This is a genomic window from Malaciobacter halophilus (assembly GCF_002837275.1).
Taxonomy (GTDB): Bacteria; Campylobacterota; Campylobacteria; order Campylobacterales; family Arcobacteraceae; genus Malaciobacter; species Malaciobacter halophilus.
The window spans coordinates 1-26,118 of the sequence record NZ_NXIF01000049.1 but is presented as its reverse complement, the minus strand read 5'-3'; the positions used below and the strand labels follow the sequence as shown (position 1 = coordinate 26,118).

25 protein-coding genes are annotated in these 26,118 nt (G+C 27.4%); 3 read left to right on the top strand and 22 right to left on the bottom strand.

What is annotated here, in order from left to right; genetic code table 11:
• Positions 1-27 precede the first annotated feature (27 nt).
• From CP960_RS13785 to CP960_RS11925, 6 genes are read right to left on the bottom strand one after another with little or no spacing between them, the layout of a single operon-like run.
• Positions 28-165, bottom strand: a complete 138-nt coding sequence (locus tag CP960_RS13785; protein WP_162919072.1) for a spore cortex biosynthesis protein YabQ — start codon at positions 163-165, stop codon at positions 28-30.
• Positions 166-206: 41 nt separating this feature from the next.
• Complete coding sequence (locus CP960_RS11945; RefSeq protein WP_101185715.1) at positions 207-1,394, bottom strand: tetrahydrodipicolinate N-succinyltransferase N-terminal domain-containing protein; 1,188 nt, start codon at positions 1,392-1,394, stop codon at positions 207-209.
• Positions 1,395-1,454: 60 nt separating this feature from the next.
• Positions 1,455-3,302, bottom strand: coding sequence for a primosomal protein N' (locus tag CP960_RS11940; protein ID WP_101185714.1), 1,848 nt, complete (start codon positions 3,300-3,302; stop codon positions 1,455-1,457).
• On the bottom strand, positions 3,299-3,709 hold the full coding sequence (locus CP960_RS11935; protein WP_101185713.1) for a type II secretion system protein: 411 nt from the start codon (positions 3,707-3,709) through the stop codon (positions 3,299-3,301). Before CP960_RS11935 ends, CP960_RS11940 begins: the two co-directional genes overlap by 4 nt.
• A gap of 9 nt (positions 3,710-3,718) precedes the next feature.
• Positions 3,719-3,928 carry a hypothetical protein gene (locus tag CP960_RS11930; RefSeq protein WP_228152072.1) on the bottom strand — a complete coding sequence of 70 codons (210 nt, stop codon included), beginning with the start codon at positions 3,926-3,928 and terminating at the stop codon, positions 3,719-3,721.
• A complete protein-coding gene (locus CP960_RS11925; RefSeq protein WP_228152071.1) occupies positions 3,900-4,130 on the bottom strand; it encodes a hypothetical protein in 231 nt (76 codons plus the stop codon). The genes CP960_RS11930 and CP960_RS11925 overlap by 29 nt, the downstream gene beginning before the upstream one ends.
• Positions 4,131-4,357: 227 nt before the next feature.
• Between CP960_RS11925 and cobA the strand changes: the two genes are divergently transcribed.
• Positions 4,358-5,074: a uroporphyrinogen-III C-methyltransferase gene (gene cobA / locus CP960_RS11920; protein ID WP_101185710.1), complete on the top strand. Its 717-nt coding sequence runs from the start codon at positions 4,358-4,360 to the stop codon at positions 5,072-5,074.
• A 9-nt stretch (positions 5,075-5,083) separates the two neighbouring features.
• Here cobA and CP960_RS11915 read toward each other — a convergent pair whose 3' ends face one another.
• The 8 genes from CP960_RS11915 to hypB form a co-directional block, all read right to left on the bottom strand.
• The gene (locus CP960_RS11915; protein ID WP_101185709.1) at positions 5,084-5,488 is read right to left on the bottom strand and encodes a hypothetical protein; all 405 of its coding nucleotides are present in this window, start codon (positions 5,486-5,488) and stop codon (positions 5,084-5,086) included.
• A gap of 88 nt (positions 5,489-5,576) precedes the next feature.
• Positions 5,577-7,448, bottom strand: coding sequence for a diguanylate cyclase (locus CP960_RS11910; RefSeq protein ID WP_101185708.1), 1,872 nt, complete (start codon positions 7,446-7,448; stop codon positions 5,577-5,579).
• A gap of 89 nt (positions 7,449-7,537) precedes the next feature.
• On the bottom strand, positions 7,538-7,879 hold the full coding sequence (gene hypA, locus CP960_RS11905; RefSeq protein WP_101185707.1) for a hydrogenase/urease nickel incorporation protein HypA: 342 nt from the start codon (positions 7,877-7,879) through the stop codon (positions 7,538-7,540).
• Positions 7,880-9,529 (bottom strand): hydrogenase maturation protein, encoded by a 1,650-nt coding sequence (locus CP960_RS11900; protein ID WP_101185706.1) that lies wholly within the window; start codon positions 9,527-9,529, stop codon positions 7,880-7,882.
• Positions 9,529-10,524 (bottom strand): hydrogenase expression/formation protein HypE, encoded by a 996-nt coding sequence (gene hypE, locus CP960_RS11895; RefSeq protein WP_101185705.1) that lies wholly within the window; start codon positions 10,522-10,524, stop codon positions 9,529-9,531. The genes CP960_RS11900 and hypE overlap by 1 nt, the downstream gene beginning before the upstream one ends.
• A 15-nt stretch (positions 10,525-10,539) precedes the next feature.
• Entirely contained in the window at positions 10,540-11,685 is a 1,146-nt protein-coding gene (gene hypD, locus CP960_RS11890) for a hydrogenase formation protein HypD (RefSeq protein ID WP_101185704.1), read from the bottom strand.
• A gap of 4 nt (positions 11,686-11,689) precedes the next feature.
• On the bottom strand, positions 11,690-11,971 hold the full coding sequence (locus CP960_RS11885; protein WP_101185703.1) for a HypC/HybG/HupF family hydrogenase formation chaperone: 282 nt from the start codon (positions 11,969-11,971) through the stop codon (positions 11,690-11,692).
• A 12-nt stretch (positions 11,972-11,983) separates the two neighbouring features.
• Positions 11,984-12,781, bottom strand: a complete 798-nt coding sequence (gene hypB / locus CP960_RS11880) for a hydrogenase nickel incorporation protein HypB (protein ID WP_101185702.1) — start codon at positions 12,779-12,781, stop codon at positions 11,984-11,986.
• Between the two features lie 119 nt (positions 12,782-12,900).
• Here hypB and CP960_RS11875 point away from each other — a divergent pair, with 119 nt between their 5' ends.
• Positions 12,901-13,557, top strand: coding sequence for a hypothetical protein (locus CP960_RS11875; RefSeq protein ID WP_101185701.1), 657 nt, complete (start codon positions 12,901-12,903; stop codon positions 13,555-13,557).
• On the opposite strand, the gene CP960_RS11870 is transcribed toward CP960_RS11875, so the two are convergent.
• The gene (locus tag CP960_RS11870) at positions 13,554-15,938 is read right to left on the bottom strand and encodes a methyl-accepting chemotaxis protein (RefSeq protein WP_101185700.1); all 2,385 of its coding nucleotides are present in this window, start codon (positions 15,936-15,938) and stop codon (positions 13,554-13,556) included. The genes CP960_RS11875 and CP960_RS11870 overlap by 4 nt on opposite strands.
• Before the next feature lie 175 nt (positions 15,939-16,113).
• Here CP960_RS11870 and CP960_RS11865 point away from each other — a divergent pair, with 175 nt between their 5' ends.
• Positions 16,114-16,395 carry a DUF3817 domain-containing protein gene (locus tag CP960_RS11865; RefSeq protein WP_101185699.1) on the top strand — a complete coding sequence of 94 codons (282 nt, stop codon included), beginning with the start codon at positions 16,114-16,116 and terminating at the stop codon, positions 16,393-16,395.
• 25 nt (positions 16,396-16,420) lie between these two features.
• Here CP960_RS11865 and CP960_RS11860 read toward each other — a convergent pair whose 3' ends face one another.
• The 7 genes from CP960_RS11860 to CP960_RS11830 all read right to left on the bottom strand — a co-directional run bounded on the left by CP960_RS11860 (position 16,421) and on the right by CP960_RS11830 (position 25,905).
• Complete coding sequence (locus CP960_RS11860; RefSeq protein WP_101185698.1) at positions 16,421-17,767, bottom strand: sodium-dependent transporter; 1,347 nt, start codon at positions 17,765-17,767, stop codon at positions 16,421-16,423.
• A 116-nt stretch (positions 17,768-17,883) separates the two neighbouring features.
• Positions 17,884-20,124, bottom strand: a complete 2,241-nt coding sequence (hypF, locus tag CP960_RS11855; protein ID WP_101185697.1) for a carbamoyltransferase HypF — start codon at positions 20,122-20,124, stop codon at positions 17,884-17,886.
• Between the two features lie 9 nt (positions 20,125-20,133).
• Positions 20,134-21,789 (bottom strand): hypothetical protein, encoded by a 1,656-nt coding sequence (locus tag CP960_RS11850; protein WP_101185696.1) that lies wholly within the window; start codon positions 21,787-21,789, stop codon positions 20,134-20,136.
• Positions 21,773-22,336, bottom strand: a complete 564-nt coding sequence (locus CP960_RS11845; RefSeq protein ID WP_101185695.1) for a HyaD/HybD family hydrogenase maturation endopeptidase — start codon at positions 22,334-22,336, stop codon at positions 21,773-21,775. Before CP960_RS11845 ends, CP960_RS11850 begins: the two co-directional genes overlap by 17 nt.
• Positions 22,333-23,004, bottom strand: a complete 672-nt coding sequence (gene cybH, locus CP960_RS11840; protein WP_101185694.1) for a Ni/Fe-hydrogenase, b-type cytochrome subunit — start codon at positions 23,002-23,004, stop codon at positions 22,333-22,335. The genes CP960_RS11845 and cybH overlap by 4 nt, the downstream gene beginning before the upstream one ends.
• 9 nt (positions 23,005-23,013) lie before the next feature.
• The gene (locus CP960_RS11835; RefSeq protein WP_101185693.1) at positions 23,014-24,744 is read right to left on the bottom strand and encodes a nickel-dependent hydrogenase large subunit; all 1,731 of its coding nucleotides are present in this window, start codon (positions 24,742-24,744) and stop codon (positions 23,014-23,016) included.
• 3 nt (positions 24,745-24,747) lie between these two features.
• Complete coding sequence (locus CP960_RS11830) at positions 24,748-25,905, bottom strand: hydrogenase small subunit (RefSeq protein WP_409454884.1); 1,158 nt, start codon at positions 25,903-25,905, stop codon at positions 24,748-24,750.
• Positions 25,906-26,118: the final 213 nt, after the last annotated feature.

Below are 26,118 nucleotides of genomic sequence, written 5' to 3'. Positions count from 1 at the left end.
TATATAACTAAACTATTTATATGAAGGTTAGTCTTTTTGTTGTTTTTGTTCTATCTTTTGTAATTTTTTATCTTCTATTTGTTTATGCATATCATTACCCTTTAATAAATAAAAAGTAGCAATAATAGCTAAAACTAGCCAAAAAAGTATATCGCCTATTTTCAATTTGTCTCTTTTTTATTTAAGAAGAGCAAAAGCTCTTCTTATTAATGTAAGTCTTTATTTAATTTTACTTCTCTAGTACTTCTCATAGCAACAGTTTGCCCAGTAGTAGAATTAACTCTAAAGTGCACTCCATTTACTCCTTGGAAATCCATACCTTTCATAACAGTTTTAATCTCTTTATCTGGATTAATTTGTTTTAATTGTTCAACAGCTTTTTCAGAAAGAGTAATTTTTGTTCCAGGAAGAATTGTAACACCAGCATCAATAATACAACCATCACCAATTGCTGTACCAGTACAAGAGTTTGCACCAAGTAAAGTATTCTCTCCAATAGTAACAGGTACACCATCAGTTCCTGAAAGTACACCAAGAATTGATGCTCCTCCACCAACATCTGAACCTGCACCTACTTTAGCACTTGAAGATATTCTACCTTCAACCATAACTGCACCTTCAGTTCCAGCATTGAAGTTAATATATGAAGCTCCTGGCATTACTGTTGTACCTGCTGCTAATTGTGCACCAAATCGCACTTTTGAACTCTCTAAAATTCTTGTATTATCAGCTGGTATTACATGACCTAAAAATCTTGGAAATTTATCTACCATATCTATTGTTGGATATTTACCTGATAGTTTAAGTGCAATTTCATTTTCTCTTAACCAATCTAATTCAATTGGTTGATTTCCAACCCATGCACAATTTTCAAGTTTACCAAATGCACCATCAAGATTTAATGTTCTTAGCTTAGCTTTTCCTAAAGATAAAGCATAAAGTTTTAAATATACTGTTTCTGCACTTTGCGCAGGTGCATCTTCAAATAAAAAAACAACTTTAAAATTATCAGCAGTTAAACCACTATCAATAGGTAAAGAAGCAAGTGTAGATATAACTTGAACATTTTTGTGTTCTTCTCCTTTTGCTTCTGGAATATATGGTCTAAAAGACTCTATACATTTTTCTAAAAATTTATCATTTATTTCACAAACTAATTCTGATTTTGAAGTATCAACCTCAACACCACTATGTTTTAATGCATTTAATAAAACTGCTGCACTTCCATAGTTCTCTTCCCAGTTAGCTACTGGATAAGTTGCTTGTAAAATTTTATCTTTATTTAATTGTCCTCTGTCAACTTTTGCAATACCAAAACCAATTGGGTTTTTATACCAATCTTGTGACTGAATATCTGTTACTAATTGTTTAAAATCATCTTTAGTGTAAGCCATTTATTCTCCTTAAATTTTGTGGATTATACAATATCTTTTACTAATCTAACTTTAAAAGTTTTAATAGTTTGTATCCATATCAATTGTAGCCATTGGTGAATTAATACTATGTAATGCACCTAATATTGCTTTTACACTACTTGAGCGTATCAAAATTTCATATCTATATTTGTTCGCTAATTTAAATATAGAACATTGACCAAATCCAACTACTTCAATACTACTGTTTTGTTTTAAATATTTTACATATTTATCTAATTCATCTTTTACTTTTAAACCATTTGTATGAGCAAACACAACTCTTGCCATTTTTACATAAGGAGGATATAACTCTTCTCTAAACTCTAACTCTTCTTCTAAAAACTCTTTATAATCTGCTTCATTAAAAAAGTATTCAAAAAACTCTTGATTTTTTGTTTGAACAACTACTTCCCCCTCACCTTTTCTACCACTTCTTCCAGCTATTTGAATAAGTAAAGATAATGCTTTTTCTCTTGCTTTATAAGAGTTCATATTTAATACTGAATCAATTCCTAAAACAACTGCTAATTTTACATTATGATAGTCATGACCTTTTGAAAGCATTTGAGTTCCAACTAAAATATCAATTTTATTGTTATTAAAATCATTTAAAACAGCTTTTAGCTTTGCATCGGTTTTTATCTCATCTCTATCAAATCTTTTAATATTTTTATCAGGGAATAACTCTTTTAACTCCTCTTCTATTTGAGCAGTTCCAACTCTTAAGTTGTGAATTATTCCTGTATTACAAGAAGGACAAAATTCTGGTATTTGTTGAGCATATCCACAATAGTGACACTTCAAAGCAAGGTCATTTTTATGTAAACTCATAGAAACAGAGCAGTAAGGACATTCTACTGATTTTCCACAACTGGTACAAATTTGATATTTAAAGTTTGCCCTTGTTGGTAAAAACACAATTACTTGTTTATTTTGTTTTACTGTTTGTTGAATTTTTTGAATAATTTTATTAGATAAACTTGCATCACTATTATCAAACTCAATTAATCTTTTTGTTTCAAAAAAAGTCTGTTTTAATCTAAAAAAAGGAATTTTTATAAAAGAAGAAGCAGAAGGTGTAGCACTTCCTAATATTAATTGAATATCATATTTCTTACTTAAATATATAGCTAAATCTTTTGTTTGAAATCGTGGTTTTGAATCACTTTTATAAGATTCATCATGCTCTTCATCAACTACAATTACGCCTAGATTTTTAAAAGGTAAAAACAAAGAAGACCTTGCTCCTGCTATAACTCTAATTTCTCCATTTAGTAAACCTTGAGTAATCTGTTTTTTCTTTTTTTTTGTAACTTTTGAATGCCAAATAGCTACACTTGTATTAAAAACTTTTTCAAGTCTTTTTTGCATTTGTGGAGTTAAAGATATTTCAGGCATTAATAAAACAGCTTGTTTTTGATTATTTAAGTGCTTTTCAATAGTTTTTATATAAACTTCAGTTTTACCACTTCCAGTATTTGCAAAAAGTAGTGCTTGTTTTTTTTGCTCTAAAAACAAAAATGCCTCTTTTTGTTTTTCTGATAATTCAATATCACTTTTAAAATCTTTTTTTTCAAAACTATCTTCAAAAGTTTTATCAAAAGGAATATATGAACTCAAAGCTTCACCTATACTACAAACATAATAAGTTGATACAAATTTTGATGTTTCTATCATCTGTTGAGTATAATATTCAGTTGTTACTTCTTCAATATTAACACACTTAAACTCGGGTTTTTCAACTTCTTTTAAAACTACTGCTTCACATAACTTTTTTATTCTTGCAAGCTTGACTAAAACTTTTGCACCTATTTGTATATTGTGTTCACACTGATATGTCAATGGTGCAAGAGGTGATTTTAGTATTGCTATTTCATAATATTTCATTCAAACTCTTTACAAAGTTCATTCTTGCTAATACAGTTAAAAGCTCTATTTTTATACTCAAATTTTATAATTTCACCTTTTATATTTAATGTATAGATATTACTATTTATTTTCATCCAATTAGTTTTAGATGAAATAATTGGCTCATTTAAAACTTTAGAAAAAAGTTTTTCATTTATTTTATTTGGTATAGCTTCATCTAAACTATTTAATTTATCAAAAGATTTTAAACTCTTTTTTGCATTTTTTAATTTTATTGAACTTCTAATTTCATTAACTTCAAATCTGTGTTCATTATAGTTAACAAAACTTAAAATATTTTGGTGATTTTTTAAAAAAAATGAGATTAAAAGTGCAAGTATTGTAATTGTAAAAATAACTTCAAGAAGAGTAAAAGCCTTTTTCATATTAGTACATTAACATGAGGGAATTTTATTTGAAATTTGTTCAATCTCTTGCTTAAATTTTGAATGTTCTTGTGAAACTCTAATATATGCTGCTAAAAGCTCTCTTGTATCAAGGTTTTTATCTGTTTGTAAATATCTTGTTAGCTCTGTTTTCAAAGAGTCGTCCACATTTATTGTATAAGCCATATTATTAATATGAAAAGTCAGTTTCTGAGTCACTATTCTTACCTTTTGTTAATGTAATTGCACTATCGATTCGTAAAAGCATATCTTGATTATTTCTTACTAATTCATCATTGACATTTTTTAACTCATTAAGCTCTTGTCTTAATGTATCATTCTCTATTCGTATTTTTTCATAGTCATGAATTAGTTTTTCAATTTTTGAATCTAGTGCCTTAATAATTTCCATGCTTTGCATTTTATCACAAACTTCCTAGTAATTAAATTATTTTGTAGCTTTTTGTTAGATTAAGTATTTATCAACTCATTATAAATTTTCAAGTGATATTTTACTCTTTAATTGATGAAAACTGTATTATTAATTAGCTTTATTTAGCTATTTTACTCTAAAATATATTATTAAGTCAAATAACAATATAATCTTAGCTAATTTTTTTTATAAGTTGATTTTATAAGGAGCTATTTTTGGTATATTTAGTTGGTGCTGGACCTGGAGATATAGAACTTTTTACATTAAAAGCTATAAATATTTTAAAAAAAGCTGATGTTATTTTATATGATGCATTAGTCAATCCAGAGTTTACTCAATTTTGTAAAAAAGATACTATTAAAATAGATGTAGGAAAAAGAAAAGGTAAACACTTAAAAAACCAAGAAGAGATAAATGAACTTCTAATAAAATATGCAAAAATGAACAAAGAAGTAGTAAGACTAAAAGGAGGAACACCTTTTGTTTTTGGAAGAGGATATGAAGAAGTTAAAGCCTTAAAACAAATTGGAATAACTCCTAAGATAATTTCTGGTGTTTCTTCAACTACTAGTGTACCAGAAAGTTTTATGATACCATCAATTGATAGAAGTTTTTCAGATTCATATAGAACTATTACAGGCCATGATTTAAATATTTTCAATGAAATAATTACTTCATATCATGAAAGAGAAAATCTAATTATTATGATGGGTGCACATAAAGCAAAGCAAATAGTTCAATCTTTATTAAAAAAACAGTTTCCCAAAAATACACCTATTGCTTATTTAAGTAAGGGAACAACAAAAGACGAAAAATGTATTATTTCAACACTAGAAGAGATAAATAATAAAGATGATAAATTTTTTGAAGAGTTAAAAAACTTAACTCCAATTATTACTTATGTAGGTAATACAATTAATGCATTAAAATAGAAAAGGTTTTTACTCCTCTTCTATTATAAGTTTGCCTTGCTCATAAAATGAAGCAACAGCTTTCCCCCATTGAGAAAAATAACTAATATCCTTCTTTGAAAAACCAAAGCTTTCATTTATTGTTTGAATTAACTCTTTTTCTTTAAAGTCAAAAGAATCATCTGCATGAATTAAAATCATTAATTCAAGCATAACTATTTTTTTACTTTTTTTTGTTTTGAAGTGTCTTAGAGTATCTTGTAATGAAAACTCTGCTACATCAAACATATCTTCATTTTCAATCCCCATCTCAGCGCAATACTCTTCGATTATCTCTTGTTCTTTATCTCCATACTCACTATCAACTCTTGCAAGATAATGAGCAAGTTGTAAAAAGCAAAATTTCTCTTTTGTCTCTAATTTCATTAATAACATATATTACATTCCTATACTTTTTTTCACTATAAAATTATATAGTTAAATTGTTAATAGTAAGTAAATGCATTATGCACAAATTACTTTTTTAACTACTTTTTTGTTTTTTATCCCCATACATTGATTTATCTGCTTGAATTATTAATTCATTAATAGTTTTTACTTTATTACCATATTCACAAGTACCATAACTAATAGAAAAATTCAAATCAGTATTATCTATTTTACTATTTTCTTCAACTTTTTGTACAATCTTTTGAGCAATCATCTTTGCATTTTTTTCATTTGTATCTTTTAATAAAAGAAGAAATTCATCTCCTCCTAGTCTTATGATACAATCACTTTGTCTTACATTATCATCAATAATTTCAATGAGTTTAAGAATAACTTTATCTCCAATATTATGTCCATAAGTATCATTTATATCTTTAAAATTATCTATATCAAAAAGAATTGCACTTAAAGTAGTTGGTTTACAGTCAAACTCTTTTGAAAAACCATCTAAAAACCTTCTATTATAAACCCCTGTTAAAGCATCAGTATTTGCCAACTTTTCATTTGCTATTTTTAAAGCTTCTGTTTGCACAAGTTTTTGTGTTCTTTGAGTTAATTCTAAGCTCAAATTATTGAAATTTTTGGCTAATTTATCAATTTCATATATTCCACTAAAAGGTACATAATCTATTGGTTTATTAGTTACAAGTTTTTGAGTAAATCTAACCATATTTTTTAAAGGAGTATTAATTGATTGTACAAACTCTTTTGACTTTTTATATAAAAATATTAAGAAAAGTGAATAAAAAAAGATTATTGCAAAAATAAGTAAAATACCTAAATTCTTATACTTCTTTTCTAAAGTAGTAACTTTGCTTAACACCTTATCAACAGATATTAAAGAGATGCTTTTCCAATCACTAACTCCAATACTATTTATAAAAGCTAAATATTGTTTATTGTTAATAACTATTTTTTTTACATCACTATTTGAAGATAAAAGCTTTTTAAAACTATCTTTTAACTGTTCATTTTTATATATATTAAACTCAACAGGTTTTAAAACTGTAGTATCAATTTTTTCATAATTACTTTTATATTTATTTAACTCTTTAATATTTAAAATCTTTTCAATTCCTTCATTCATAACTAAAATAGTACCACTTTTATCAACTATAAATGAGTCTGCATCATATGGCAAATCAAGTTTAAAAAAGTTTTTTATAAACATATCTAAAGATATATCTATACCTGTTACACCTTCTAAAAAATCATTATTATAAATAGGTACAATACAACTAAGTAACCAGCCTTGACCTGCTGGGTCTAAATAAACATCCGTAAATACCACATCTTTATTAGGATTATTTTGTATTAGTGCTTGTGTATAAAAATTATAATTTTTGATTTCAAAATCATTAGGAAATTTTTTATAAACATCTTTTATAAAAGGATAATATCTATTAAAATTATCATATGAATTAAAATATACAGCTACAACTGAAGGATTTTGTTCAACAATTGTTTTAAAAGTTACATCAAAAGTTTCTGTTTTTATAAGCTTTTGTTTTAATTTAGGAGTAATTTTTTGCTTTGATGAAACAAAAACAGAAGAGCCACTATTTTTTGTTTTATAATATATACCATTAGAAGCATATTTAAACTCAATATTATTTGTGTTTATATTATCTATATTTTTAAAAAAATATTCATGTTCTGCTTTAAGAATTTTTGAAATATGAGATATTTCATGAAGTTTTGCTCTTAAAGTAGCTATCTCTTTTTGTACAAGTTTTGTTGTATTTTGCTTAACATCTTTTAGTAAAAACTCTGTACTATTCTCAATCATTTTATTGTTTATATTATAATAAACAAAAATTAATAATGATGAAACAAAGACAATAGATACCAATGAAGTCTTTAAATAATTTTTAAATAACAGTTTTTTAAGAATTATTTTTTTCATAAACTTCCTTTAATTACAGCCTAAAGGAATTATTATATAAATTTGATAATATCTATGATTCAAAACTAAATTAATAGTTATTTTTTATGTTATTCTAATTCTAAACTCATCAAAAACATATCTTCACCATCAACTACTATTAAATTATTACTATTACATTTAGGACATAAAAACTCATGCTTTTCTAATGTTGATGTTTCATTACACTCATTACATTCAACTACAATTTTTTGCAAATTGATTATAAGATTGGCTTCATGACAAATAGTCTCTTCTTTAAATGTATCAAAAGCCGTTTGAAGTAAATCTATTTCTATTCCACTTAAAATACCAATTTTTAAAACTACTTTTGTTATCTTTTTTGCATTATTTACTTTTGCATGTTCTTCACATTGGTCCAATAATGATTGAACGATACTATACTCGTGCATTTATATTTCCTTTAATCTTTTTGGAGTTTTTAATGCAGTTTTTTTATAAACAAACTGCTTTCTTAATGTATGAAACTTTGAATTTTTATTCCAAAACTGTTCATACATCACTTTTAATTCTTTATGTTTACAACTATTTATATACTCTGTATTTTCATTTAGATACTCTTCTTTTTTTTCACAAAAATCGTAATACCAATCAAAATCTTCTATCAAATTTTCACAAAAGTTTTTTAGATTATTTTCATAAGTTTCACTTTTAAATACTTTATCAACTAGTCCTATTTTTTTAGCATCTTTACTTCCAATAGGCAAGCATTTGTCTATTATCTCTTTAGCTTTTTGTTTACCAACCCTTTTTGGTAAAGAGTAAGTATGATATTCACTTCCTGTTAATCCTAAAGTCTTATAATGTGGATTTAAAACCACTTGTTCATTTATTATTACAAAGTCACTTACTATTCCTAAAAATACTCCTCCTGCTCCTGCATTTTTACCAAAACTTGTAACTGTTATAATCTCAGGAGAAAAAATAATTGATTTAACTACATCATTAATAGCATTAATATTGCTCCAACCATCTTCTCCTTGTTTTTTACTATCTTCTAATATATTTAGATGTATTCCATTACAAAAAAAGTCTTCTGCTCCCATTAATACTAAAACTTTACACTCTTGCTTTAAATAGTCAATAGCATACTTTAACCTAATACATTGAGAAGTGCTCATAGCTGCATTATGAAAATTAAAATATAAATAAGCTACTTCATTTTCAATATTTACTCTTAATTCATAAAAAGTATTTTTATGTTCATGTAACACTAAAGGTAATCTTTGCTCTTTTATTCCTTTTAGTCTATCTTTTAATACATATGTAGCAGGTAGCTTAAAATAGTTTTTTTCTTTTAAATGTGTAATCCAAATTGCTTTATCTATTGTTCCTATACAAATAGCATTATCTCTTTTTGCAACTATTTGTTTAGGTTCTGCTTTTAATTCATCTTCTAAAATAGCATTATATAAATAACACTGTTTTCCTAAAAGTATCTCTTCTACACCAGGGCTAGAGTCACTTGCATTTATTTTTCTAATAATAACTTCACTACTATCTTCTTGCCAATTTATCTTTCTATCTTCTTGAGTAACTTTTTTATGTATAGGATTTAAAATCTGTTTTTTAGGAGTAAATTTACTATTTTTAAGATTTTTAAAAAGTTCATCTATTGCTTTTATAGCACAATTTGTAACTTCGTTTCTATAAATAGAAGCTTTGCTTTTATTTTGAGGCATAAGAAAATTTTCATAAGAGTAAATATCTCCACCATCAAAATTTTCATCTGCTTTTAATACTACAACTCCCCAAGTTTTTTTATTTTCTAAGATTGCCAAATCTAAAGAGTTTGAACCTCTATCTCCAATAACTCCAGGATGAACAATAAAAGTGGGTATATTTTGAAATATCTGTTTAGGAACAAACTTATTCAAAAAAGGACAAAGAATAATATCAGGTTTAAATCTTTGAACCTCTTTTATCATAAGTTCATCATCAATAGCGTACTTAATACTTACAGTATAATTTTTCTCTTTTAATCTTACATAAACTTTTTGACTTAAAGAGTTAAAAGAAGAGATAAGCAGTAATACTCTCATTAGCAAATTCTTGGTAACAACTCACCTGTTGGTAATTCTAAAAATCTTTTTGTTCCCCATTCCGAGTTTAAAACAACTCTTTTAGGATACTGTTTTGTAACATCTGCGATTATTGTTGCATTTTTTGAGTTATCAAACTGTTTTAAAACTTCAATAGCTTTATTAGCTTCATTTTTATTTAAAGCCATAACAAAAGTACCTTCATTTGCTAAACTTAAACTCTCAAAACCTAAAAGTTCACAAACTCCATTGACTTCATCTGAAACTGGAATTTTACTCTCTTGTACTTCAATACAAACATCAGATTGATTAGCCCACTCATTTAAAACTGCACTAACCCCTCCTCTTGTTGCATCTCTTAAAGCAGTAATTTTTACACCAGCTTCTATTAAAGCTTTTATTTGCACATAAAGTGATGCACAATCACTTTTTAAATTACTACTTAGTTGCATTCCTTCTCTTGCTGCAAAAATTGTCGCACCATGAGCTCCAACATCTCTACTTACAATAATTACATCATCTTCTGTAATACCATTTGAGCTAATTCCTTTTTGTTGTATTTCTCCAATACCAGTAGTATTAATAAATATTTTATCTACACTACCTTTTGGAACTACTTTTGTATCTCCACTTACAACACAAGCACCATTTATTTCAAGCTCTTTTTTCATTGAATTAACAATTTTTTCTAAGCTTTTAAAATCAAATCCCTCTTCAATAATTACAGAACAAGTTAGATATTTTGGTTTTGCTCCCATCATAGCTAAGTCATTACATGTTCCACAAATAGAGAGTTTTCCAATATCTGCACCATTGAAAAATAAAGGGCTTACAGTAAAAGAATCAGTAGTAAATGCTAAGTTTCCATCTTCTATAACAGCTGCATCTTCACTTTTTGTTAAAATATCATTTTTAAAAGCTTTATAAAAAACTTTTGAAATTAGTTCTTGATTTTCTGCTCCACCATTTCCATGAGCTAAAGTTACTGTTTTCATATGTTTCTCTTCTTTTTATAATAAATTTCCATATTTATAATATGCTGCACATGCACCTTCACTTGATACCATACATGAGCCAACAGGTTTATTTGGTTTACAAGCTGTTCCAAAAATAGTACACTCATTTGGACTAGCCATACCTCTTAAAATATCACTACATATGCAAAGTTTATGGTCTTCTATCTCTTCTATTGGTAAAATATCTTTATATATAACTTCTGCATCATATTTACTATATTGCTGTTTTAATTTTAAGCCAGAATCTTTAATATTTCCTAAACCTCTCCATTTAAATAGTGATACTTTTTCAAAATATTTATTAATTAACTCTTGTACTTTTATATTTCCTTCATATGAAACTAATCTTTTGTACTCTATTTCAAGTTCACATCTATTTTCAATAAACTGTTTTACTATCATTGAAATTGATTGCATCACATCAACTGGTTCAAAACCTGCAACAACTACAGGAATATTATACTGTTTTGGAAACTTCTCATATATTTTACTTCCACTAATAACACTTACGTGTGAAGGTCCTAAAAAAGCATCAATGTTATGATTATAACTATCTACATGTTCATCTCTACTATCTAATAATTCACTCATTACTTCAGGAACTGTTACATGATTGATATGAAAAAATAGATTTTTTATATTTTGTTTTATTGTAGTATCAATTAATGCTGCTGTCATTGGTGTAGTAGTTTCAAAACCTATTGCAAAAAATACTATTTTTTTATTAGGATTTTCTTTTGCAATACTTAAGCAATCCATAGGAGAGTAAACAAATCTTACATCAGCACCTTTACTTCTTGCATCTTGTAAGCTTCCATTACTACCAGGAACCTTTATCATATCTCCTAAGGTTACTAATATTACATCTTCTTGCATGCTTAAAATATATGCATGGTCAATTCTCTCTTTAGGCATAATACAAACAGGACAACCAGGTCCATGGATAAATTTTATATTAGAAGGAAGAAGTTGAGGTATCCCATACTTCATAATAGTATGAGTATGACCTCCACAAACTTCCATTATATTAATTGTTCTATCTAATTTTTTTGCATCTTCATCGATAATTTTTTTATAGGCTTTAATAGTTTGTGCATCTCTAAAACCATCATATAAATCTTTTAATTCAAGATTTTCCATACAGTTATCTTCCTTCGCAGTTTTCTGACTCTTCTACTAATTTTTGCCTCTCTTCTTGTTCCATATTATCAATTATCTCTTGATAAAGTCTTAAAGACTCTAATGCATCATCCTCATCAATTTTATTCATCGCAAAACCAATATGAATCAATACATAATCTCCAATATTAACTTCTTGGTCAATTAAATCTAAACTTGCACTTCTTTCAACACCCATTGTATCAACTGTACAGATATTATTTTCTTTGTCTATTTTTTTTATCTTTGAAGGTATAGATAGACACATATTTTCTCCTAATTATCTATGTTTTCTTTTAAAATTTATCCACTCTAGTACAGCTTTTAAACTATTTTCATCTTTTGTGCTAACTTCTAAAATATCAACATTTGGTTTTAATTTTCTAGCAGCTTCTTTCTCTTTTTCAATATCATACTCAAAGTAAGGAAGTAAATCAGTTTTTGTAAAAAGTATTAAATCTGCTGCTCTAAACATAACTGGATATTTTTCAATTTTGTCTTCACCTTCTGGTATACTTACTAATACAATATTTAAATGTGTTCCCACATCATATGAAGCTGGGCAAACTAAATTTCCTACATTTTCAACAAAACATACATCTAGTTCATCTAAAGGCATATCATGTAATCCTTTATGTACCATAAATGCATCTAAATGGCAAGCGCTTCCTGTTTGAATTTGTACTGCTTTTATATCTTTTTTATTTAGTCTATCAGCATCTCTATTTGTTTCTAAATCGCCTTCAACTACTCCAAATTTAAAATCAGCAAAGTCTGCTAACTTTTCTAAAAGTGTAGTTTTTCCACTTCCTGGACTACTCATTAGGTTAATACCTAAAACTTTATGATTATTAAAGTGTGCTCTATTATGAGCTGCTTCGTGGTCATTTTTATCTAAAATCTTTTTTATTACTGAAACTGTTTTACTATCATTTAATTGTGGGTTGTGATGTAGTGTCTCATGGGCAGCTTGATGACTTGCACTTCCATGTTCATGACTGTGGTGGTGATCATGACTATGGTCGTGGTCGTGGTGGTGTTCGTGGTCTGTTATACTGCAACCGCAATCTTTACACATATTATTCTCCTTTATGAATAGATGTTCATTTGTATTAGTTTACTTGTTTTTTCTTAAAATCTGCGAAAATTCATTCAACGCTTATGTATATTTAGGACAAAAAAAGATATAATTTTTTTATGAATATTAAAAATTGTCCTTATTGTGGTTCAAGAACACTTTATATACTAAAAAATAATTATAGAAAATGTAAAGATTGTAATAAAAAGATTTCATTAAATAAACTTGAAAATGATTTGAAAATTATTGAAGGCTTTTGTGAAAATATACCGGCATTAAATCTTTCAAAAGATTTAAATATGAACTATAGAACCGTTTCTAATAGATATGATATTTTTAGAAAAATAATTGCAAACTATTTAGAAAAACTATATTATAGCTCTATTCAAGATAATACTTCATATGAAGAGTTTTATTATTTCAATGAAAAACAATTACAAAAGAAGAATAAAAGTCTTTATGAAGCAATAAATATTATAGGTTTTTATTCAAACCAAAGAGTTTTTACTCTTTTAATGCCTTCTCTTCCAAGACCTCCTTTGCAAGATAGAGATGAAGATTTTGAAAGATACCTAAAATGGCATAAAGTACAATCTCAAAACTCTTATAAAACACCATTAAAAGATTTTTGGAGTTATTTAAGAGAAAATCTAAAAAAATACAAAGGAGTAACAAATGATAACTTCTTTTTTTACTTAAAAGAGTGCGAATTTAAATATAACTTCTCAAAGCCAATTTGTAAAGCACTCTTAAAAGATATATATTTTAGAAGTTAAAGCTTCATAGCTTTAACCTCATCTTTACCTACAAACTCCTTATCATCTGCATTATCAACAATTCTTTGAGAAATAGTTGATGTTTGTATTGCAACATCTTTTGTTTTAAGAGCTACATTAGCATTTTGTTGTGTTTGTTGGTCAAGCTCATTAATTGCATCATTAATCTGCTCTATTCCTAATTGTTGCTCTTTACTTGCACCTGTTACATCTTCAATTAGTGAAATTGTTTTATTTATATTTTCATTTAGTGATTCATAACCTTTAATCATTTCATCAGCAATTGTTTTACCTTCATTTGCTTTTATAGTCGCATTTTCAACTATCTCTTTAATCTCTCTTGCTGCTTCTGCACTTCTACTAGCTAAGTTTCTAACTTCTTGTGCAACAACTGCAAAACCTTTTCCAGCTTCTCCAGCAGTTGCTGCTTCTACTGCTGCATTTAATGAAAGAATATTTGTTTGAAATGCTATTTGGTCAATTACTAAAATAGCCTCGTTAATAGAGTGAACTTGTTCATCTATTTGATCCATTGAAGCTGAAGTTCTTGTTGCAAGAGTATTTCCCTCTTTTGATGAATTATTTAATACTTGAGCATACTCACTCATTGTTTTAATATGCTCAACATTCTCTCTAATATTACTTGTAATTTGTTCCAATGCAGCTGCTGTTTCTTCTAAAGAAGAGGCTGATTCTTGTGAAGAGTTATTTAAAACATCAACATTTGAACGTAAAACTTTAGCAGATTCATTTAATGTAAGTCCATTTTTCTTATTTTCAACTAACATATCACTAATTGTATGACCTAAATCATTAATACCATTCATTAAATCACACAATTCACCTTTACACTTCATAGTTGTTTCAACTCTAAAATCATTTTGTTGATATTTTTTAATTACATATAAAGAGTGTTTAACAATCTCTTGTAAATGCTCCATCATTTCATTGAAAACAACAATTAATTGTTTTATTGAAGGATTTAAACTACTATTTTCTATTCTTCCAGATAACTCTCCTGAACTAATATGATTAACTAAATTAGAAACCTCATCAATTACTATTTGGTCTTGTTCAATTACTTTTTTAGTATTTTTTATATTATCATTAACCATTTTTGACATATGACCTATCTCATCATTAGCAAATATCTCTAATTGTTTAACCTCTTTAGATTCATGGTTTAAAAATTTAAAAAATTCTAATAGTCCAGATTTTAAATCCTCAATTGGCTCAACTAAGATTTTATTTAATAAAAATGAAATTAATAGTGCAATAATAATAACTGCAACAACTGAAATAACTACTACTTGTAAAATAGCACTATTTATCTCTTCTTCTGCAAGTTTTGTCATTTTTTCAATGTTTTTTTCAATATCTTCAATATATGTACCAGTACCAATAATCCAATCCCAAGGTTCAAAATATGCTATGTATGAAAGCTTTTCTTTGGCTTGTGTTTCTCCTGGTTTATTTTTATAATATGATACTAATCCCTCTTTTTGTGATTTTGCAACTTTTACAAACTCTTGAAAATATTTTTTACCTTTTGAATCAGTAGCTGAAGCTAAATTTTTACCAATTTCATCTTTGCTATTAGGATTCATTATTAAAACAGGTCTAGAATCATTTACCCAAAAATATCCATTTTTTGCATATCTCATTTGTGATAGTGCTTCCAAAGACTCCTCTTTCATTTGCTCAGTCAAATCATCTAAATATGCACCTGTAGTAATTATCCAATTATATGGCTTAAAAACTTTTGCATAAGAGACTTTAGTTTCATAACTATTTGTACTTGGTTTTTTCCAAACATAATTAACTAAACTATCAGTATTACCTTTTTTTATTTCATCAGTTAAAATTTTAATAAAAGCAACACCATTTTTATCTCGCACATCAAGGAAACTCTTGCCCTCATCTTCTGGTCTTATAGGATGTGCAACAATTTTATAATCAAAATCATTTATAAAAAAATATCCTGCTTCCCCATATTTAAAACCCTTTACAATTTCAATTAATCTTTTTTGCAATTGTTGTTTAGGCATTTTATTTTTATTTTTTTCATACTGACTATTTAAAAGGGAAAATACAAAATCAGTTTGTTCTTTTAAGCTACTTTCTACTGTAAATTGAATTTTCTCTTTTTTTGTTTTTTCATAAAAGTCCTTAACAACTTTTTGAGCCATTTTTACATAACTTCTTAGTTCATTCTCTTTTTGAGAATATGCATTTACTTTATAATCTTCTATATTCTCTTTGGTTAAAGTCATAATTGAATAAATAGACTTTACAGAGATTATAGTTCCTAAAACTATAATAGTAATGATTACTATTGACAAAATCTTAACTCGAATATTCAAGTTTTTAAAATACCCCATAATGAACCCCTTGAATTAAAGTAGTAAAACTATTTTACCAGTTAAACAATAATCTAACGCCATATTATATCCTATCAATAAATTATAGCAAAAAAATAGCTTTATTATTAAAATTTTGTAAAACATTACTAATATAAAATTAACTATAATACTGCAAAACTAAAAAAGGATATAGATGTTAAATAGTTTTAGGATGGTATCTTTTATTGAAGGATTGTCATATTTAATACTTCTATTTATTGCAATGCCTATTAAATATATAGGGGATAACCCGTATCCAGTAAAAGTAGTAGGAATGACACATGGTATTTTATTTATACTATTTGCAATTGTATTATTTTTAGCAATGAATAGATTAAAATGGGACAAAGGATTTAGTTTTCAACTTTTTGTATATTCACTAATTCCATTTGGAGCTTTTTATATAGAAAAAAAAGTTAAACAGTTAAAAAACTAATTATTAACTAAGAGGAGAGTTCCTCTTAGAATTTAAAGATTCCTGTTTCATTTAAGATAACTGCAACTAGTGCAATAGGGATTACATATCTTACCATGAAGAACCATAATTTTAATAGCGTTGTTCCTAAAATTGGAGTTAATTCTTTTTTGATTATCTCTTTATCCATATAATAACCAACAAAAACAACAACAAGAATACCACCAATTGGTACAATTATTGTAAAACATACAAAATCAACCCAATCAAAGAATGATTTTTCACCAACTTGTAACGCTGGTGCAAACTCTGTTACATTTGATAAAAGAGTAATTATACCTAAAATATAGAAGAATAAACTACAAATAATTGCAGCTTTCATTCTTGTCATATTGAATCTTTCAATTAAGTATAATACTGTTGGTTCCATCATTGAAATCGCAGAAGTTATACCTGCAAAAGCAATAGCAATAAAGAACATTAATGCTAAGAATTGTCCTGCTCCACCAAACTCATAAAATACTGAAGGTAAAGAGATAAATACTAATCCAGCACCTTTTGTTGACTCTGCACCTTTATCAAATAGTAAAGTAAATATAACTAAACCTGCAACTATTGCAACTATTGTATCAATAATTGAAATTGTAATTGCCGATTTTGCAATATTTGTCTGTTTAGGTAAAGAAGCAGCATATGTAATAATAATACCCATACCCAAAGATAGTGTATAAAATGCTTGTCCAATTGCTGCAATAATTGCAGAAGAAGTAATCTTTGAAAAGTCTGGATTAAACATAAAATAAACTGCTTCACCAAATGCATCAACATTGATTGAATAGATAAATAAAATACCTAAAATAATACCTAATAAAGGCATTAATACTTTATTTATTTTTTCAATACCATCTTTAATACCTCTTAAAATAATTAATGTAACTAATACAAAAACCATTGTGTGATAAAAAAGTTGTGTTTGATAATCTGATGTCAAAAGATTCATAAAATTATCAGTTGATTCTTTTACAGTTGTTGGTAACTTATCAAAAGATAATACTATATAATGAAAAATCCACCCAATAACAACAGAATAATAAGAAAGAATAATCAACGGAACAATAGCCATAAATCCCGCAAACTTCCATATCTTTTTATGTTTTGTTGCTAAATTTTCAAACATAGATACTGCATCACTTTGCCCTACTTTACCAATTAAAAGCTCAGCAATTAATACAAAAACACCAATAAAAAGTGCAGTGATTAAATATACAATTACAAATGCACCACCACCAAATTCACCTGTTACATAAGGAAATTTCCAAATATTTCCTAAACCTACTGCAGATCCAACTGCAGCTAGGATAAATCCCAATCTACTAAATCTTGCTTTATTCATAGCCAACCTTATATAAAATTCAAATATTGATTTTATCTAAACAGAATTTAAAAGAGATAATTTTCTCACTATTTTTTGAAACTTTTTATTAATTTGTTGATAATTTAAGTTAATTTTTAGTCAATATCAACTTGTGAGTAAAGCTGTCCTACAGAAATAGAGCCATCATTTAATGAAACTTTTTGATTAAAATATACTTTTTTATTATTTTTTTCAAGCTCTTTTACACAAAGTTGTAAAAGTGTTTTATTTTGAAAAACACCCCCTGTTAAAACAACATCTAAATCACTATAATAATTAGATATATCTACAACTATTTTTACAATTGTATTAATAAACTTAGTACAAATTGCTTTTTTATCATACTCATTTACTATTATTTTTACCATCTCAAAAATATCGATTTGCCCATTTTCTATCTTATACTCATAAAAGTCTGATATTTTTTCATTATAGTTCTCTTCTATTAAAAGGCCTGTTTCTCCTTCATAAGACTGAGTATGTGCTATATTTGCTAAAGAGGCAATTGCATCAAAAATTCTTCCAAGAGAACTAGTAAACGGTGCATTTATTCCTTTTTCCCACATCATATATAAATTATCTAACTCTTCATAAGAGAACTCATTTAATAAAGGGATATGCATCCCTTTTAATTTTTCTAAACTATAATTTTCAAAAAGTAAAGATAATGCTACTCTTTTAGGCTCTTTTATTGCAGCTTCAGAACCTAAAAGTTTAAAATATCTAAAATGAAATACTCTTTCATAATCTTTTTGTGAGGCAAGCATCACTTCACCACCCCAAATTTTACCATCATCACCATAACCAGTTCCATCAAAACTAAAACCTAAAAGTTTATGTTTTAATTTAAACTCTGCCATTGTGCTTAAAATATGTGCATAATGATGTTGAATTTGTATTACTTCTATATTATTTAATCTGCTTGCCCATTTAGTACTTTCATATTGAGGATGCTTATCACAAACTACAATATCAGGTTCAAAATCATAAAATCTTTTAAAAGTTTTAACTGTACGCATAAAATACTCAATTGAGTCAATCGAATTTAAATCCCCAATATGAGGAGAAACAATTAAATTATCTTCAAAAGATAAAGAAATTGTAGATTTTTGATTTGCACCTAAAGCAAGAATTTTTTTATTTTGTTTTTTTTCTAATTTTATAGTCGTTGGGGTATAACCTCTTGCATTTCTCAGTTTTACAAGCTTATTGTTTATTACTTGAACTACGCTATCATCAACAGCATTAATAATCTCTCTATTAAAATCAAGTACAAAATCTACAACATTAGAAAGTTTTGCTAAAAGTTCATCTTTATGTCTAATAATTGGTTCATCTTTTAAGTTTGCGCTTGTTGCAATTATAGGAGAATTTAAAAACTCAAATAGTATATAATGCAAAGGAGTATAAGGTAAAAAAACCCCTAACTTACTTATATTTGGAGCAACACTAAAGCTTAAATTACTATTTATTTTTTTATTAACTAAAGTAATTGGTTTCTCTTTAGATATAATTATTTTCTCTTCTTCTTTAGAAAAATTTGCATAATTTTTTAATTCAGAAATATCTTTAAACATTACTGCATATGGTTTTGTAGGTCTATTTTTTCTTTTTCTTAATTTCATTACTGCTTCATCATTTGTAGCATCACAAACCAAATGAAATCCACCTATACCTTTAATAGCTACAATTTCTCCACTATTTATAAGAGTTGCCATTTTTTTTATTGCTAAAACATCTTCTTCTAATTTAATATTATAGTTATTATATAGTTTAATTTTTGGTCCACACTTCTCACAGCACACTGGTTGAGCGTGATACCGTCTATTTTTAGGGTTTTCATATTCATTTTGACAAAAAGAGCATAATTCAAACTCTGACATTGATGTATTAACTCTATCATATGGGACAGTTTTTATTATTGAGTATCTAGGTCCACAGTTTGTACAATTAGTTAATGCATAGTTATATCTAAAATTATTTTCATCTTTTATATCATTGATACAATCTTGACAAATAGCAATATCTGGTGAGATTATTGTAGTTTTATTAGAGTTATTTTGACTTTTTAAAATCTTAAAATCATTTAAATTCTCAAACTCTTTATTTAAAACTTCAATTGAGTCTATTGTTGCTAAAGGAGGTGGATAAGCTTCTAACTCTTTTAAAAACTCATTTATCAAATCCTCTTGTGCTTCTAAGGCAATATTTACACCTTCATCATCATTGTTTACCCAGCCTTTTAAATTTAAGCTTTCACAAAGATTGAAAACATAGGGACGAAATCCAACTCCTTGAACTATTCCTTTTACTTTTACTAATTTACTAACAACCATCCAAACTTCTTATTTTTGTATTACGAAGTCTTTATTATAGTATATTTTGAAATTTTTTGTAATACTTTTATGAACTAATTTTGAAATTAACTCATTTGCAAATATATCTCCTGTTAAACTAACACCATCAAGTTCAACTTCATTATTAATATCATCTACTAAAGTTGCAACATAGTGTGCAAAACTTTCAATATACCCTAAAGCTAAAGTATTATCATCAACACCAGCTAGTTTAAAACTCATTCCTGATTGAATTAATTTATGAAGTAAAAACTCTTTATTAAAAATCTTATCACTTTGTTTCAATTTATAATCAATTCTTGGGCCTTTATCTAAAACACAAGTCATTGCATTATTTAAAACTATATTTTGCTCTTCAATTTTAGAAGTAAAGCCTAAAACAACTGCAACAATTTTCCAATAAGAATAAATACTATTTACTTTTAAAGAAGAAATATCATAATTTAATGCATTATTATAAATTTCTGGATATTTATTTTTATAGTTTTCAATCAATCTTGATGCTGTTTTATCTTTTTTAAGTATTTCAAAAATTTCACCTATTGAGTTTGGTAAACTATAATTTACAATATCCAATAAGCCTTCAATATCTTTAGAATACAAACAGATATTATCACTCTTTTTTGTTGAAGAGTAAAAATTTAAAATAGATTTATTATAAAAATTATGTTCATGTAAAAGCACCATAAAATGACCTTTTGAAGGTTCATCAAATTTTGAATAAATAGTATCTAAATCTTTACTATATGAAGATGATTCTAAAATTAAATTTTTATTATCAATTACTTTAAGTTTTATTATATCTAAAGGCTTTAACTCCTCATCATAAGTTAATTCATAATCATAAGAAGAGTTCGTATCATAAACTAAAAAATCAATTTCAAACTTTTCTAACTCTTTTCCAAGTAAAAATAGTATTAAATCATTTACAAATCTTACATCTACATACTTTTGAGATAAAATATTTTTTTGTTTAAATACTTCATTAACTCTAAGACTTAAAATTGGCTTTTCAATACTTGCTAAAGCAACAACTTCTGCTTTGCTAGCAACAAAAACTTTTGAAATATCTGCAAGATTAGTACATAAAACTTTAACATCATGTTCAGTTTTTGTCATCTTTTTAAAAACAAACGCACTACTTCTTGTTTTTATTTTTATACTTTTTTCATCATTTATTAAACTAGCAACTTTACTAAATAAATCTTTATAATTTGTGTATTCAATTTTTTCTTTATTAAAATCAAGAAGTTTTAACTCCTTTACATCACAAGTTGTACCACAAATATCACATGATACGAAAGGATTGTAAAAATTAGTAGAAGTTGTATCTTGAATTTTTTCTAAACATGAAGAGCAAAATGGCAAATTTATTTCTTCATTTTCAAAAACAACACTTTGTTCGTCACCAATTTGTGGTACAACTTCTGCTGTATTATCTTTAAAAAAAATCGACATTGGTAAATATTTACTTAATAAAGAAGAAAACTGTGTTAGTTGTTCTTCATCACCTTCAATATACAAGTTTATAAAATTTGTTTTTGTTATTTTATATTCAAGATTGCTTTTTTTAGCAATCTTGTTTAAAAAGTATAATAGTGTGTTATTGTTTGAGTTATAATCAAATTTAAATTTTAGGATCATTAATAATCTCTCTTTTGTATGAAACTTCTGCAATATCTGTAATTGTTACATCATCTTTTTTAAGAACTGGTTTAACACCTAAACTTTCAAGATGTTTTATAATAGTATGCTCCATTGTTGTAGTTGCTTTTATTACTTCGTCACTTAATTCAAATGTTGTATCATCATCAACTCTTTTTGGAATAATTCCCAATACATGTGTTTTGGGTAAATCTCCATTGATTTGAATCATATTAAGTGTTTGAAGCATCTCAATTTCATGTGCACTTCCTTGCCAATCAATCTCTTTAGGTGCATGTTCAAAATCAAAAAAATAAACATCCCCTGGTTTAGAATTAAGAGCATCAACACAATCAATAACAATAACATGGTCAAACTTTACGATTAGTGGAATTAGCCTATGGGCTAATGTTCCACCATCTACTATACTCACACTATTTTGTTCATTTTTAAACTCATATTTCTCATCTAAATAGTGAACAAAATGTGCTCCCATACCCTCATCTTGAAAAAGGATATTTCCAATACCTAAAATTAAGATATTCATTTATCTTTCTTTTTAATCCATCTATATCCGCTAAAGATTGAATCCATAGCACCTGATTTACCATAAACAGAGTTAAATATAGCAAGATAAATATGTATAGGTAAGAAAATTATAAAAATCCACATTGCAATATGATGTAGCTCTCTAACCCAAGCTAGTCCACCCATCATAACTTCAACAGGTCTTAAAATATCATATAACATTCCACCCATACCTTCATGATAAACATGAATATATAGAATTAATCCAGTCAATGAAATAAGAATAATCGCTCCATATACACCTAAATATGCCATAAATTGAAGTGGATTATATACCCCTTTTCCATGTGGATGTTTTCCTACTAATAAATAGTACTTAATTTGTTTAATCCAAACTACTGGATTAATAAAATCTTTAAATGATGCTCTTTCTATATCACTTTGCTTATCAAAGAAAAATAGATAAAATTTACCAATCGTAACTGCAATTAATAAAAATCCAAATATCACATGCCAAGATCTAAATAGTGCATTTAGAAAATTAACAGGTTCTCCACCATTATGTGCTGGAGCAATAAATGGATATGCAATATAAAAACCACTCGCTGTTAGAATTACAATTGCGACTGCTCTTACCCAGTGTGTAACTCTAAGCCAAAATGAAAACTCATAGTGTTTCTTTATCATGATGTGCTCCTAGCAGCTTGCCCCATAAACAGGGTCTACTTTGTGTACTCCTAAATCATTACCTTTTGTATCCATTACGTGAACTGCACAAGCAATACAAGGGTCAAAACTGTGAATTACTCTAATAATCTCTAAAGGTTGAGATAAATCAGCAATTTTCATTCCTACTAAATTTGACTCATATGGTCCAATTAAACCATTTGCATCTTTTGGTCCTGCATTCCATGTAGAAGGAACAACAGCTTGATAATTTTCTACAACTCCGTTTTTAATTCTAATCCAGTGAGATAACATACCTCTTGGTACATCACCAATAAATCTTCCTTTATACTCTTTATTTTTATCAATTTTATAAGAAGTATAAGTCTCTTGGTCAACTTTTAAGTTTTCAATTAAAGTATTAAAAGTCTCTATTCCATTCTCAACAATTGCTTTTGTTTGAAGCATTCTACCAGCAGTTCTACCTAATGTTGTAAATAATGCCTCAGTTGGAAGACCAGATTTTGCTAAAAACTCATCAACGATTTTTTGAATTTTTTTATTTCCACTTGCATAAGATACTAAAACAGAAGCTAAAGGACCAACTTCCATTGGTTTTCCATCATATCTAGGCGATTTAATCCATGAATATTTTCCATCTTCATCAATAGCTTTTGAATGTACCATTTTACCATCCATTCCAACAGTATCTTTATCTACAAAACCAGTATAGTTTGGATTTGTTTTACCATCATATGGATGTAAAGGTTGATTATCTTTATACCAAGAGTGAGTAGCTTCTTCTGTAATTAAGTCTTCATTAATTGGATAAACTTTTGATAAATCTCCATTCATGATAATACCTGTGTCAAAAAGATACTCACTTCTATTTAATAGCATCTCTTCATGAGACATAAAATTCATTACACCTCTTTTTTGAACAACAGAAGGTTCTGATTTAAATGCTTTTCCTGCCATTAAAATATCAGCATAATATGCGTTATCAACAAAATTCTTTGCCATTTTAAAAATAGTTAAATATTCACCCATTCTTGAAGGGTCTAATAAATCCATAATACAAGTAACACCACCAACTGTTAAACTTTGTGGGTGTGGTTGTTTACCTCCAAAAATAGCCATCATTTTTGCTAAATCTCTTTGAATTTCTAAGGCTTTTAAATAGTGAGATAATGCTATTAAATTCTCTTCAGGAGTTAACTTATAAGTTTCATGTCCCCAATAAGCATTTGCAAAAGGTCCAAGTTGTCCTTTTTCAACAAAAATCTTAACTTTATCTTGTACTGCTTTTAGTTCATTTTCTCCAGTTCCAATTGGGTACTGTGCATATTTAAATGCTTCTTTTGAAGCTTTAGCTGGATTTGCTTTAAGTGCTGAAACAACATCAACCCAATCAAGTCCATGTAAATGATAAAAGTGTACAATATGGTCATGTAAAAATAGTGCTTGATTCATTAAACTTCTTGTTAATTTTGCATTTAAAGGAGGCTTTATACCTAAAGCATCTTCAACTGCTTCAATACCTGCTCTATAATGAGAAAAAGTACATACACCACAAATTCTTTGCATTAAAAACCCAGCATCTCTTGGGTCTCTATTTTTAACAATTGTTTCTAATCCTCTCCATAGTGTTGAAGTTGAATAAGCTTTTTGAATTACATTATTTTCATCTACTTCTACTTCAATTCTTAAATGTCCTTCAATTCTTGTAATTGGGTCAACTATTACTCTTTTATTTGCCATATTCTACTCCTCACCATCTTTTGGATTTTTAAATTTTGAAATTGCTGCGTGTGCTGCTATACCAATACCTGTAACAGTTAATAATCCAACTCCAATTCTATCTGCAGTTGCATCAGCACCTAAACCACCAAATACAGTATCATATAATCTATCTGCAACAGGCTCTTCAAATGGTCCCATTGTATCCCAAAAATCAGGTTCAGAACAACCAATACATCCGTGACCTGCTTGAATTGGCCAAGACATATGAGAATTAAATTTATTTTTTGAACAGTTATTAAATGTATAAGGACCTTTACAACCTACTTTATATAAACAGTAACCTTTTTTAGCACCTTCATCTCCAAACTCTTCAACAAACTCTCCAGCATCAAATCTACCTCTTCTTTCACATAAATCGTGAATTCTAAGACCATATGCCCATTTTGGTCTATTATAAGCATCTAATGCAGGTAATGTACCATATAAAATAAAATGTAAAAGTGTTCCTACAATATTCTTCTCACTAGGAGGACAGCCTGGAACATTAATAACAGTTTTATCTGTTACTTTTGATAAAGCAACTGCACCAGTTGGATTAGGAATAGCAGCTTGAACACCACCAAAGCTAGAACATGTCCCAATCGCAAAAATAGCAGCTGCATTTTCACTTGCATCTTTTGCACTTTGCTCACCTGTTTTACCATGACCACCAATAGTTAAAAAGTGTGAGTTTTCACCTGAAGGAATACCTCCTTCTACCATTAAAATATATTGACCTTTATACTTTTCAATTGCATGCTCTAAATTATGTTCAGCTTGCCAACCTGCAGCTGCCATTAATGTTTCATGATACTCTAAAGAGATATAATCAAAAATTAAAGAATCAATTGTAGGAGCATCAGTTCTAAGTAGTGATTCAGAACAACCTGTACACTCTGCCATGTGTAACCAAATAATTGGTAATCTATCACTAAGCTCAGCAGCTTTTGCAACTAAAGGAGTAAAGTTCGCAGGAAGTGCTAACATTGCAGTCATAGCACCAGCCCACTTCATAAAATCCCTTCTACTTACACCCTTTTCCTCCAAAATTGACGGAATCGATTTTTTATCGTCAAGTCTTGGAAGATTTTCAACACTTGATAGTCTTTTTGATAACTTATTAAATAAATCAGTTTTCAAAATAGTTCCTTTGTTTCAATAATAATAAATGAATAATCATTTATTTTTTACACTTTTAAAAGTTTTTTTCAAACTTTTTAACACCAACCACATAAATGAACAATCATTCATAAAATGACTATAAGATTTACAAACCAAAAGCTTGCAATCTTTAATTAATTTGTTTATAATAATATATAATAAACTAATAAATAAATCTTACAAAACTAAAAC